The following is a 12,780-nucleotide window of genomic DNA, read 5'->3' on the forward strand; positions in this document are numbered from 1 at the left end:
ATCCTTAAAGTAAATACTATTTTATTTTTAGAGGAGGCTCCATCATGAGCGTAGCTTTACTAATTATTCAAATCCTTTTAGGTATAGGATTTATAATGTTCGGATTCATGAAGTTCAGTTCAAAGCAGATGGTTGACGAGTTCCAGCGATATGGCTATGCATCTTCCTTTCGGATTTTAACAGGATTGATTGAAGTAACTGCCGCTGTGTTAATGATTGCAGGAATTTGGATAAGTGTACTCGCATTGATTGGTGCCATTTTAATTATTGGCACGATGATTGGCGCTATTTTTACCCACTTTAAAGTAGGGGACCAGCTTAAATCCATCATGATGCCAGCTACGCTCCTCCTTTTGGCAATTGCCGTCGCAGTCTATGTGTATCAATTAATAAGCGGGTAGTAAAATATAACCCCGCCTCTAAACATGGATACCCATGCTGCGCTAACCAACACGTTTTCGTTTGTTCTACCATGTCTTCCCGCAGATATAACCCATATGAGCGCTCATCTGAACCCTTGTGATCTTGCCCAGATCTAGAAGTCCGCTCCGACAACTGATCATTCACCGATTATTAACCTTATAAACGAACAAGTCAGCACAAGTTGGCTTGTTTTTTCTTTTTTCACAAATTCTTTAAACGTCTTTTCATTGCCACTTTATCTCATTACTAAACTATTCCGCTTCAAGAACCGATCATCGAACGTAATCGGGACCCCTTCCCCATCTTTCTCCGCATGAATATGAAGGTGGGGCTCTGTCGTATTCCCTGTATTGCCGACTTCCCCAACACGGTCGCCAGTGTTCACTTTCTCTCCCTCTTTTACTTCCACCGTACCAGGCTTCATATGGGCCATGTGAATCTCCGCGCCTTTACAGAACAGAATCACGTGATTACCGGCAGGGGATTCCTGTTTATTCGGAGACTCCTGCGGTGAAATGTCCTTATATTCATCGACCGCGGTCATTACTTCGCCGCTGCATGGACTGTAGAGCGGAGTGCCGTAGATCTCATATTTTTCTAAATCTGCCGGTGATAAACCTGATGCCCTCATTCCCCACAAATTCAACTGCAGAATATCGTACGCGTATTGCTGGGGCAAGTATTCATTATGATAATTAATAGAAGGATCGGATCCTCCATGACCGAATGCGTAAACCCCGTCTTTCATCGGAAACGAGAGCTGAATCGCCTGATCCCGGTCTGTCAGGATATAGCCGGACAAGCCATTCACCGCTATAAAACCAAAATATAGAACCAGCCCTATACCGATACCTATGGAGAATTTATAACTTTTATCTTTCTCCGGTCCCTTCACGGGTAACGAGGGAACCCTTTTTAAAACAAAGAAAGAAACGATCATAAACAGCACAGGCCATAACCAGCGTAAGTAATAATTATAAATATGCCAGGGACCGATGATAAAAATGAACACTAAAAACATGAGGACAGCCAGCCAGTCCAACACCAGCTGCTTTCGGCTGGCAAAGTCCGTTTTCAATAAATGATGAAACAAAAACAAAGGTAAGATGGTGTAAATCGCTGCCTGAAACCAAATCATAAAGAATGAACTCCTTTCCTAAAAGCTTTATTTGCACAAGAGCTGTGATCGTGGAACCCTCTCGTCAATTGTCCCGAATCCAACGCCATGAGCTTCTCATTCTTCTACGGATAGCGAGAAGATTCGTTTCAATAGACCCCAATAAAGACTCGTTTCTTCCATCAATAGTCCACCACCGTTCAATTTTGCAAATACTACATATACAAACTCTATACAGTGAAACCCCTTACATTTAGAGCAAAACACCGTTATACTAGGTTTATAAGATGATCATCAAGAAAACAAAAGTATAATTATGCAAAAATTACCACCTTAAGAATCAATGCAAGGAGGATCCTCATGGTACTGGATAAAAGACGTGCACACTTATTATCCATCCTTAAACAATCCTCTGATCCGATTCCAACAAAAGATCTGGTTGCCAAAATGAAAGTTTCGCAGCGTACGATTTATTACGATATTGATCAGATTAACAATTGGCTGGAGACTCAGAATTTGGAACCTATTGAAAGTAAACATGGTGAGGGACTGTTTTTGCCTCCTTCATCTAAAGCAGAACTCATGGACGAACTGGATCAGAGCTTTGACGATTGGCAGTATCAGTTATCTAAACAGGAACGAGAAGTTCTGATTAAAGCGAAAATATTACTGGAAGAGCAAGATGCCTCGATGCAGACGTTTATGGATCTCACGAATATGAGCCGCGGGACGGTTGCCAAGGTGATCAAAACGATCAAACAGGAATTCAAGCAAGACGGTTTGCATTTGTATTACGAGAAGCAGTCAGGGTACCGCTTAAGCGGCCCAGAGGATGCGAAGAGAACCATACTTTCCAATATTCTTGCTACCGTTCTATCACAGCAGGATTGGCAGAATGTCCGAAATGAAATTCAAAAGATGATCCTTCCCGGGACCAATACGTGGGAAAAAGAAACAGATCAGCGGCGTTCAGTAAGAAAATTGCTTATGGAAGCTGAACAGGAATTAGGTTTAACCCTGACCGATGAAATGATGGAGATCCTTTCCTTACAGATCTTAATGATCATGAAGCGAATTGATTCAGAGAAGTATATCCATGTTCAGTCAGCAGAGAAAGAGGTTCTAAAGCAGACAAAAGCTTATCAGGCTTCTCTGCTGATTGCGAATAAACTCGAAGCCTTACGAGGGATTTCTTTTCCAGAAGACGAGGTTTATTTCATTACGATGAACCTCCTGGGATCGAAAGTCCAGCATGATGACTTCAGCCGCTATACCGAGCAGGAATTAGCCGGACTGAAAGAGGTTGTGCAGCAGATGATTGCCGATTTCCAACTGTACTCCTGCGTTGTGTTTGATGATAAGGAAGGGCTTGAAGAGAATATGATCTCTCATATTAAGCCCACTTATTACCGGCTCAAGTACGGGGTGCATATCGCGAATGACTTGGCGGAAACCATTCAGGAAAACTACCCGGATATTTTCCATTTAACGAAACGGGTGATGAGACACTTGGAGATTTATATCGGGAAGCCGATTCCTAATGAAGAAGTGGCTTATATTACCCTACACTTCGGAGGGTGGCTCACCAAAGAGAAAAAGCAGGTCGAAACCAGGCTAAGCGCGATTATCGTTTGTGAAAATGGAATTGGAACGTCCCATATGCTGCGCACCCAGCTGGAGAACTTAATTGCCGGACTCAATGTCATTACGACCCTGTCAACGAGGGAGTTTCAAAACAACGAATATCAGGCCGATGTAATCTTTTCAACCAATTATATTAAGCCAAAAGACATTCCCGTTATTCATGTGCCAGCCATCTTAACGAATATCGAAAAAGAGCAGGTCATGCAAAGGGTCAATGAGCTATTCGACTCTAAACCATCCGAAAAACGACCAGTCGATCATATGCTCGAAGTCATCGAACGCTATGCGACCATTCATCAGAAGAATGAATTGAAACAGGAATTGCTTCACATATTAGAACAAAACACTCCCGGAACAAAGGAGATTAAAAAGCCTATGCTCAACGATTTATTAACCAAAAAAACCATTCAATTAAAAGACGAGGTGCCAAGCTGGGAGGAAGCCATTAAGACGGCCGCTCAGCCCCTGATCGATCAAGAATCCATTCACGAGGAATATGTGCAGGCGATGATTGATACGGTCCATGAATTAGGGCCTTATGTGGTCATCGCGCCAGGAATCGCGATCCCCCATGCACGCCCGGAAGCAGGAGTCGAACGACTCGGGATGAGTTTCCTGCGGCTGAAAGAACCGGTGTACTTTTCAGAAAAAGAAAAACACCGCGCGCAGTTAGTGATTGTACTGGCAGCCATTGATAATCAGACTCACCTGAAAGCCCTAGCGCAGCTCACGGAATTGTTATCAAATGAAGACAATGTGGATAAGCTAATTGCAGCGGATGATCAGGAAACCGTTCTTGAAATTATCAACCAATCCGTAGAAGGATAAAAAATTTGAGGAGGAATTTAAAATGAAAAAAGTATTAGTAGTATGTGGAAATGGACTAGGCAGCAGCATGATCGTAGAAATGAACGTGAAAGCAGCACTGAAGGAACTTGGCAAAGAAGCAGAAGTTTCTCACACCGATTTAACAACAGCCAAATCGGAACAAGCGGATCTCTTCCTAGGTTCTGAGGATATTGTCGGTAGTTTGGATGATGGCAGCAAGAACGTCGTGAAACTGAAAAACCTTATGGATAAAAATGAGCTCCGTGAAGCCTTAGAACAAAACATATAAGTTTACTACACCAAAAGAAGGAGCGATAACATGATTGATTTAATAATGAAGGACATCTTAGGTACTCCAGCCATCCTGGTCGGTCTATTCGCCTTAATCGGACTCCTTGTGCAACGTAAAAACTCCGGAGACGTCGTTTCCGGAACCCTTAAAACGGTGATGGGCTTTGTGATCCTTGGGGCCGGGGCGAATGTCCTCGTCCAGTCCCTTGGACAATTCAGCAGTATGTTCGACAAAGCCTTCGCTGTGGACGGAGTCATCCCGAACAATGAAGCGATTGTTGCGCTTGCCCAGGAAAGCTTCGGTACAGAGACCGCAATGATTATGTTGTTCGGTATGATTGTTAATATCCTGCTTGCCAGGTTCAGCCCTTTTAAATATATCTTCTTGACCGGACACCATACCATGTTTATGGCCTGCTTAATCGCTGTTATCTTAAATACCGGCGGGTTTTCCGGCGCCACTCTTATTATCTTCGGTTCCGTGATTCTCGGAACATTAATGGTACTTTCACCGGCCATGCTTCAGCCTTTCACACGAAAAATTACCGGTTCCGATGACTTTGCAGTCGGCCACTTTGGTTCCATTGGTTATTTAGTGTCCTCTCTAGTCGGTAAGGCTGTCGGAAAAGGATCAAAATCAACGGAAGATATCAAAGTACCAAAATCTCTTGGTTTTCTAAGAGACACATCCGTTTCCGTATCCTTAACCATGGTTATCCTGTTCTTTGTCGTCGCAGGTGCAGCCGGCCCAGCTTTCGTTGAAACCGAATTAAGCGGCGGACAGAACTTCATGGTCTTCGCATTTATGCAGGGTCTTACCTTTGCTGCCGGCGTATATATCATCTTAGCTGGTGTGCGTATGCTTCTTGGAGAAATTGTCCCAGCCTTTAAAGGGATCGCTGATAAAATTGTGCCGAATGCGAAACCGGCACTTGATGCCCCGGCTATCTTCCCATTTGCCGGAAACGCTGTCATCATCGGTTTCCTATTCAGCTTCGCTGCCGGACTTGTAAGCATGCTCTTCTTACCTTTATTAGGATTAAAAGTAATTGTACCAGGGCTTGTCCCTCACTTCTTCACAGGTGCTGCTGCCGGAGTCTTCGGTAACGCCACCGGTGGACGTAAAGGAGCCATCTTCGGCTCAATGGCGAACGGTGTTATGATCAGTTTCCTTCCAGCCCTATTGCTTCCGGTACTCGGCTCCCTAGGATTTCAGGGAACGACGTTCGGAGATGCAGACTTTGGTCTAGTAGGAATTGTACTTGGTAATCTGATCAACCTTGTTCAGTCAAAAGCAATCGTGATGGTATTGGTTCTTGCTCTAATAGCTATCCTGTTCTTCATCGGAATGAAATCAAAACCCAATAAAGATGATGGAGATACCGACGCAGCCTAACACTGAGACCCTCTCTTTCCTTTCTAAGGAAGGGAGGGTTTTTTGCTTTCATATAATTTCAGAAGTTTTATTTCTATCAGAAGATTAGTTATCCCTTAATTTATCTTCTAACCTATTATCCTTGAAACGTATGACTGTAATTTTCCCTTGATCGTTCGTATTGATCCTTCCTGTCACGTTGGCAGTACCGACTTCCCCATCCTTGCTGTACTGCACTTCAACTTCAAAATGATACGCATCATTTTCAATATCCTCGACTTTTTCTGTTTGAATATCGATTGGTTCTAACTCGTAGCCTACATCATAAGCATAAGGCAGCCAGACCATCACATAATACTTGTTGATAAAGGTTTCAAAGTTATCCTCTGTAAAAAGGGACTTATAATGCTCATTTACATAGTCTAATACGGCATCATTGGACTCGCTCAGCGCTTGTTTCAGTTCTTTGTCTGGACCAGTAAGTTCGTTCTTCAGGTAGGTACGAACCGTTTCTTCCCCTTCCATGCCTTCGTCGGAATTCGCGTTTTCATTGTTTTCTTCCTCAGAAGCGTTGGAGCTATCTTTATTCTCCTCAATGGCATCGGACTGCGTTTCCTCCTCTGAAGATTCAGTACTGGAAGATTCAGAAACTGAGCAGCCTGCAGCTAATAAAAATATGGTTGCTAATAGACAGACTTTCAAAAGTGTTTTTAAAATGAGAATAACCTCCTGTTTATTTTCCTACTATTTCCTACGATGAGGTTCGCGGAAAGTTTCAACTTTTTCATAAGAGAGGTCGAAATTCCGATTCCAGACTTATAGAAATACTCCTTTTTGCAATATGGTACAATTTAGAAAAAGAGGGTGATTCTATTCGATTTCTAAAGCCACTGGATTTCATCATACTATTGGCTTTTACACTCTTATTCATTTATGATTATTTCCCTCATCTTCCACTTGGGGAGACAATTCCAAAAGGGGTTCCTATAGCGCTCTTTTTAGGTTTTTTCTTCTTTAGTTTGATTTTTAAGAAATACAGAGACACTGACGATAAAAAGGTATTGCAATGGCAAATTTATTCGACCACATACATCCTGTTGTTAATCGGGATACTTACACTTCTAGGAGGTCAATCATCGTCTGGAATAGCCTTTGATAGTAGATTCTTATGGGTGATCTTGTTGTTTTCTCTGTTTGAAATTTATTCACAATGGAAGAAAGTTAAAGCCTCAGAAGCATAGGTGCTCGTTGTTTCCATCCATATTTATCTCTCTAGCTCTCCCTATAGATCTCGTGCTTAATAACATCACCAGATTCAAGTAAGCAAAAATAAAATCAAAAGAATGGGTGTGTATCTAATGCAAAGCCATGACCACGCAATTTCCATCAACGAATCACCAAGCAAAATAGCACTTGTGACCGGAGCCAATTCCGGCATGGGACTCGCCACCACCGTCGAACTTCTGAAAAAAGATTATTATGTCGTTATGCTATGCCGCAGCGAGCAGCGTGGGAAAGAAGCGTTGCAAATTGCGAAGGAGCAAAGTAATCGTGAACACGTGGAACTGATGCTTTGTGACCTGGGTTCTCTCCATAGTATCCGTCAATTTGCCGAGGCATTTAACGAGCGCTTCTCCAAACTTGATGCTCTCATTAATAATGCGGGCGTCGTCACCACGAAGCGAACGACTACCTCGGACGGCTTCGAAAGTATGCTCGGAATCAATCACCTCGGGCACTTCTTATTAACTAATCTTCTTCTTGAAAAAATAAAGCGATCGGAACAGGGACGAATTGTCACCGTATCTTCCGGTGCTCATAAAGTCGGGAAAATTCATTTTGACGATCCTCATCTAAAGAATAACTTCAGTGTTATTAAGGGCTACGGACAATCGAAACTCGCTAACATCCTATTTACCGTGAAATTAGATGAACTTCTCCAAAACACTACCGTCAAGGCGAACTGTGTGCACCCTGGAGCCGTCAGTACGAGTCTTGGCATTAACCGGGATACTGGTTTCGGCAAAACCATCCACTCTGTTTTGAGACCCTTTTTCCAAACTCCAGAGCAAGGGGCAGATACGGCTGTCTATTTAGCCACGTTTCCAGACCTTGATGTAAGTGGAGAATATTTTTATAAACGGGAGATAATTGAGCGCTCAACGTTAGCTCAGGATAAGACACTGGCGGAGAATTTATGGGAGTGGAGTGAGCGGGAGATTGCTCTTAAAGATAAGCATCTTTTACAGGAGCTAAAAAACTCATAAGATCAGTCAAACGAGTTCCATACGGACTTTTCTTCCCTTGCCCGCTTCTGGTGAGCAGGATTTTTTATACTCATTATAGAATACAAATTATTACAATTAAGTTAAATATAACCTTAACAGCTATCATCCGTCCCCTTTACCTGTTATGGTTTAGAAACCATCAAACATTGACGTAAGAGACGACTGAAGATATAACGATGGTAAAACCCTGGCTGCTAAGCTAGGGTTTTTTTATATTAAACAAAAACACTTTTAATCTAAATTCTGGAGATCATTTAATAACTTGTCTAGTTCCTATGAAATTTTTAGTAGATCATCGTATTCAGCATTATCTACATAGGCTTCGTACAATTGCTTTCTAAGAATTTCAATCTTAATTTCCAATTCTCCTCTATTATTCAAGGAACCACCTTCCTACATAAACCATAAATACCCCGATGAAATATCTGGTAATCGTGGAAATTCTAAAAAAATCGACAAAATTTTCACGATGCTAAATAACATCTTTGTTCTTAGGTAATTTTATATAGTTAATTCCTTTTAAATGGTTAATAAGCAATATATTAGTCTTCCATACGCGAGTAATTCATCTAGGTTCACTTCAAAAATAATAAAGCGCATCCCTTGCCAAATAGGACCTGTGGAGACATAATACTTCTAAAGCAAAGTCCTCTTAACTTAACTAACCAACCTTCAAAAACACGGACTGAGTTTAACCGAGGGAGGCTTTAACTATGGAATCAGTATTTTTCCAATCTCCATCCACTTATGTAGGAACCGTAGAATTAAACGTTCAGCAATTAACAAGATCGATTCAGTTTTATACGGATGTTATCGGGCTCCGGGTCATCGAACAAACGGAACATAAAGCCGTTTTGTCGGCTGATGGCACACGGGCTCTCCTCACGATCGAGCAGTCTTCTTTTTTTCAGCCAAAAGGGAAATCCACCGCCGGTCTGTATCACTTTGCCCTTCTCTTACCGGACCGGCTCTCGTTAGCCAAAGTATACAAGCACCTCGCTGACCGCGGAATACGACTCGGCGCAGCCGATCACCTGGTTAGTGAAGCGCTGTACTTGAATGATCCCGATGGCAATGGAATCGAAATCTACCGGGATCGCCCTTCCAAAACGTGGACTTGGCATGATGGAAAAGTCGCCATGACCGTGGATCCGCTCGATTCTAAAGGTATTCTTGCGGAGTTAAACGGAGACCAGTGGGAAGGGCTTCCTGCAGATACGATTATAGGCCACGTCCACCTTCACGTTCATGACTTAGACCAGGCCCGGCATTTCTACTGTGACGGCTTAGGATTCGAGATCACTTCCGATCAATTGAACCAGGCTTTGTTCCTATCTTCGAATGGATACCATCACCACCTGGGGTTGAACACCTGGCAGGGTACAGACGCCCCACCCGCTTCCGATCAAAATGCCGGGCTTAAGCAATATACTTTGCTGTTTCCTGATCAAGCTAAAAGGGATCAAGCTGTGCAGCGCTTGAAGGAGCTGGGATATGGCAGTGAGACGGTAGATGAACAACTGATCACCAGCGATCCATCAGGAAATAGAGTCATTTTAGCTTTTTGAAATGATGAAAACCATATTGTATTAAACCAACGCACGTGTCAAAAGTATTTGACACGTGCGTTGGTTTTTATTACCATCAAACTGTAAAAGATATTTGACACCTCTAGCAAAAAGGACTGATACGAATTTGAAAAATGAGATCAAGACGTCAAGGGAGAAATTGGGTGTTTCCCAGGGAAAACTCGCTTCTCTCTGCTACGTGAGCCGGCAAACAATAAACGCTATTGAAAACAATAAGTATGACCCGAGTTTACAGCTCGCATTTAATATTGCGAAGCATTTAGGAACCACCGTTGATCAAATATTTTCACCATAATACTATCAGGAGGGAAAAAAGAAATGAGTCTTTTTTTAACAAACTTAGTGGTGCCCTTTATCTGGCTTGCAGTGGTAGGGTGGTTATCCGGCAGTAAAGATTTTATATTTAAACCAAAAGAGGACGAGCGCAAAGAGTGGATCAAACAAAAAGCAGTCGTGCAAAGCTGGGCTACTCTGATCCTTTTTCTACTTTCAAATTTCCTATTCGATTTCTTTAACGTTGGGGATCCGCGCTTAGAGGGTTTCAAAATGCAATATCCTGAACTATTTTACTTAGCCATCCTGCTGGTAAGCTACATCATATTTTACATAATGAATGGTAGAAAAGTGAGCGCATAGACTGTAAGCAGAGAACTTCCACTCGCATCGTTCAAATGGCGAAAATTTAGAGAATGGAGCTGATCGAGTGACGGATCATAAAGACTATGATGAACCTTTTAATGACACGGCAGACCATCAGCAGAACATCGAAGGATATCCTAAACCAAGTGATGGCAGACTTCCGTTACCGATACGGTTGATTGGTTACTTTCTATTCGGAGGAATCTTACTCATGGTTCTTGCAGGCTTACTGGGAAACGTTTTGTTTAACTAAGGATACATAAGTATGAATGGGAACCAGTACCAAGGATCTTTTTTCTAAACAAATGATAAAAAGAAAGCAGTCATGAAGGTTTTCCCTCCATGACTGCTTTTTTTACTGATAATTAATAATCGCCGGATTAGGATCAAGCGTCAGGACCTCTTCAGGAGTTAAGACAGGTTCATCTTTATTATAGAAGATTTTAAATCCGCCATACTGGACCGCTTCATTCCGTACGAACTTACGATAGAGCGACATCTTCGTCGCAGCAGGCCCCCATCCATCATAGTTCAAGGCGACTTCTATATTTTCGGTCGGCTCGATCGCTTCTTTATTCGTTAAGGCCTCATCCATAAACTGATGAACGAGTACGATCTTGTCCGGCAGGTTATTTTCTTCTACCAGAGTCGAAAGATAGTCTACCGCTTCCTGCACTTCCGCTCCATCCACCTGTCCAAGATCGATGCCCGGTGTTTCCCCTTCCTCGACATGGAATTCGGTATCAATGGCAAGGTGAACATGCGGAAGCTTCAGCCATTTCTCTAGTAATTTCACCTGATGAAGCACAGAGTCTGTTCCGAGCTGGACATCAAGCATCAGTAAAGCGCCGTTTTCTTTTGCAAGCTTAGCGTACTTATCAATTTGTTCTGGCGGTGTCCGCGTATAGTATTTTCCATTCGGACCCGGGTCCCTCTTAGCCACCGTTGAAATCAGCTCAATGGTTGGAATAGCGGGACGTTCTGGATCGGCATTCGAATACGCTTGCGTCTGTTCCTTTAACTTTTCCATAAGAACGTCGGGTTCCATTTCCCCGAGAATGCCCACATTGGTCGAATTCGGGTGTCCATAGTAAGCAACCAGTCGATGATCCTTTAACGGTCCATCCGTTTGATCTTCGGCTCCTTTGACGAGGGTCTCTCCCACTGGAATCATCCGTTCGCGCTCCCCTCCATGAGCCTCCACGGTAGGCATCTTCGCCAGTTGCTCTTCTGACAACTTCTCTTTCAGAGGCTTGGCATCTTCAGCCGGCTCGATCGGCTCATAGGGCTGGGGCGGCTTCGTTTCTTCTTTTTTCTTCTCTTCTGAAGAAGATTCTTCATTACTCGGCTCATCTGAGGAAGACTTCTCCGATGAAGATTCTTCTTTTTCATTCTGATCCGTGCTTGTTGAAGAACTTTCTGTACAAGCGATTAGGAAAAAGACCAGGAGGATGGCAGAGAAAAGCAGGCTGACTTTTTTCACGATACTCACTTCCTTGTATGAAAATTTCTCAAAATCTACAACTCTATGTATCTTCTACACGTACATTAGAAACACATTCCACATATTAACATAATTAGAGTATTTATGAGTTTATTTCACATAATTGAAATAAACGTAATCCTTACTACTTTTTACCTCAACCTCGTGAACTCAAGCATCAAGCCGTTATTCTTTCCAGAAATGATGGTCAAAATGTCTTTCGTTTCACTCTTTTCCAATAGTGGAAAATATAGACTGATTTCTTTTTTAAAAATATAGGAGGGATAGCCATGAAATTAAAAGGTAAAGTTGCTGTGGTTACAGGTGGTTCTAGCGGAATTGGCGAGGCAGCAGTGAAGGATTTCTGCGAGCAGGGCGCGAAAGTGGTGATTGCCGATTTAAACGAACAGGGAAGCGAATTATCCAGTCAGTTAAATGACCAGGGTTATGAAACCGTGTTCCAAAAAACCGACGTCACGTCTGAGGAAGATATTAAGAACATGGTTCAGACGGCCGTCGGCACATTCGGTTCGCTGGATATTCTATTTGCGAATGCCGGCATTGGCGACGCTACACCGGCGCACGAGCTTTCCTATGAAGAATGGAAGAAACTGATGGATGTAAACATCAACGGCGTGTTTCTATCCAACAAATATGCGATTACCCAAATGCTCGAACAGGAAAACGGTGGAGCCATCGTCAACAACGCTTCGATCCTGGGACACGTTGGACAGGATTCGGTAACCTCTTATGCCGCAGCCAAAGGCGGGGTTGTCAATCTTACCCGCACATTAGGGGTTACTTACGCGAAAAACAATATACGCGTAAACGCGGTATGTCCAGGCTACGTTGAAACGGCAATTCTGGAAAATGCCGATGAGGAAATGCGCCAGGGCCTTGCAGGTGCACACCCGATTGGACGACTGGGTCAGCCTAAGGAAATTGCAAAAGCAGTCAGTTTCCTTGCGAGTGACGATGCTTCCTTTATGGTCGGAGCCAATATGCTGGTGGATGGCGGCTATACAGCGCAGTAAACTTCTTTTGTCTACTGGATGCATCGTAATAAAAGAAACGTAGGAGTTGCCTGCAAAAGGCAGCTCCTA

At 43.0% G+C, this 12,780-nt stretch carries 13 protein-coding genes; 10 read left to right on the forward strand and 3 right to left on the reverse strand.

All coding sequences use genetic code 11. The features are described from left to right. Positions 1-44 precede the first annotated feature (44 nt). The gene (locus tag HBHAL_RS16275) at positions 45-401 is read left to right on the forward strand and encodes a DoxX family protein (protein WP_014644570.1); all 357 of its coding nucleotides are present in this window, start codon (positions 45-47) and stop codon (positions 399-401) included. Between the two features lie 257 nt (positions 402-658). Here HBHAL_RS16275 and HBHAL_RS16280 read toward each other — a convergent pair whose 3' ends face one another. Then, positions 659-1,561: a M23 family metallopeptidase gene (locus tag HBHAL_RS16280; RefSeq protein WP_014644571.1), complete on the reverse strand. Its 903-nt coding sequence runs from the start codon at positions 1,559-1,561 to the stop codon at positions 659-661. 339 nt (positions 1,562-1,900) lie between these two features. On the opposite strand from HBHAL_RS16280, the gene HBHAL_RS16285 reads away from it, so the two are divergent. Genes HBHAL_RS16285 through HBHAL_RS16295 form a run of 3 tightly spaced genes read left to right on the forward strand, consistent with a single transcriptional unit; the run spans position 1,901 to position 5,699 of the window. After that, positions 1,901-4,012: a BglG family transcription antiterminator gene (locus HBHAL_RS16285; protein ID WP_014644572.1), complete on the forward strand. Its 2,112-nt coding sequence runs from the start codon at positions 1,901-1,903 to the stop codon at positions 4,010-4,012. A gap of 22 nt (positions 4,013-4,034) precedes the next feature. Further along, entirely contained in the window at positions 4,035-4,301 is a 267-nt protein-coding gene (locus HBHAL_RS16290; RefSeq protein ID WP_014644573.1) for a PTS sugar transporter subunit IIB, read from the forward strand. A 30-nt stretch (positions 4,302-4,331) separates the two neighbouring features. Continuing rightward, complete coding sequence (locus tag HBHAL_RS16295; protein WP_014644574.1) at positions 4,332-5,699, forward strand: PTS ascorbate transporter subunit IIC; 1,368 nt, start codon at positions 4,332-4,334, stop codon at positions 5,697-5,699. 84 nt (positions 5,700-5,783) lie between these two features. On the opposite strand, the gene HBHAL_RS16300 is transcribed toward HBHAL_RS16295, so the two are convergent. Then, positions 5,784-6,380 (reverse strand): hypothetical protein, encoded by a 597-nt coding sequence (locus tag HBHAL_RS16300; RefSeq protein ID WP_014644575.1) that lies wholly within the window; start codon positions 6,378-6,380, stop codon positions 5,784-5,786. 641 nt (positions 6,381-7,021) lie between these two features. Between HBHAL_RS16300 and HBHAL_RS16310 the strand changes: the two genes are divergently transcribed. From HBHAL_RS16310 to HBHAL_RS16325, 5 genes are all read left to right on the forward strand, one after another. Then, complete coding sequence (locus HBHAL_RS16310) at positions 7,022-7,945, forward strand: SDR family oxidoreductase (RefSeq protein ID WP_231853962.1); 924 nt, start codon at positions 7,022-7,024, stop codon at positions 7,943-7,945. Between the two features lie 734 nt (positions 7,946-8,679). Then, positions 8,680-9,534, forward strand: coding sequence for a VOC family protein (locus HBHAL_RS16315; protein WP_014644579.1), 855 nt, complete (start codon positions 8,680-8,682; stop codon positions 9,532-9,534). Between the two features lie 127 nt (positions 9,535-9,661). Then, entirely contained in the window at positions 9,662-9,850 is a 189-nt protein-coding gene (locus tag HBHAL_RS20960; RefSeq protein ID WP_087946101.1) for a helix-turn-helix transcriptional regulator, read from the forward strand. Between the two features lie 23 nt (positions 9,851-9,873). Further along, the gene (locus HBHAL_RS16320) at positions 9,874-10,191 is read left to right on the forward strand and encodes a hypothetical protein (protein ID WP_014644580.1); all 318 of its coding nucleotides are present in this window, start codon (positions 9,874-9,876) and stop codon (positions 10,189-10,191) included. A 67-nt stretch (positions 10,192-10,258) separates the two neighbouring features. Then, positions 10,259-10,447, forward strand: coding sequence for a hypothetical protein (locus tag HBHAL_RS16325; protein WP_014644581.1), 189 nt, complete (start codon positions 10,259-10,261; stop codon positions 10,445-10,447). Positions 10,448-10,549: 102 nt separating this feature from the next. Here HBHAL_RS16325 and HBHAL_RS16330 read toward each other — a convergent pair whose 3' ends face one another. Then, positions 10,550-11,677 (reverse strand): hypothetical protein, encoded by a 1,128-nt coding sequence (locus HBHAL_RS16330; RefSeq protein ID WP_014644582.1) that lies wholly within the window; start codon positions 11,675-11,677, stop codon positions 10,550-10,552. 290 nt (positions 11,678-11,967) lie between these two features. Here HBHAL_RS16330 and HBHAL_RS16335 point away from each other — a divergent pair, with 290 nt between their 5' ends. Further along, positions 11,968-12,711 (forward strand): SDR family NAD(P)-dependent oxidoreductase, encoded by a 744-nt coding sequence (locus HBHAL_RS16335; RefSeq protein ID WP_014644583.1) that lies wholly within the window; start codon positions 11,968-11,970, stop codon positions 12,709-12,711. The last annotated feature ends 69 nt before the right edge of the window (positions 12,712-12,780 follow it).

The sequence above is a fragment of the Halobacillus halophilus DSM 2266 genome, from assembly GCF_000284515.1.
Lineage (GTDB): Bacteria > Bacillota > Bacilli > Bacillales > Halobacillaceae > Halobacillus > Halobacillus halophilus.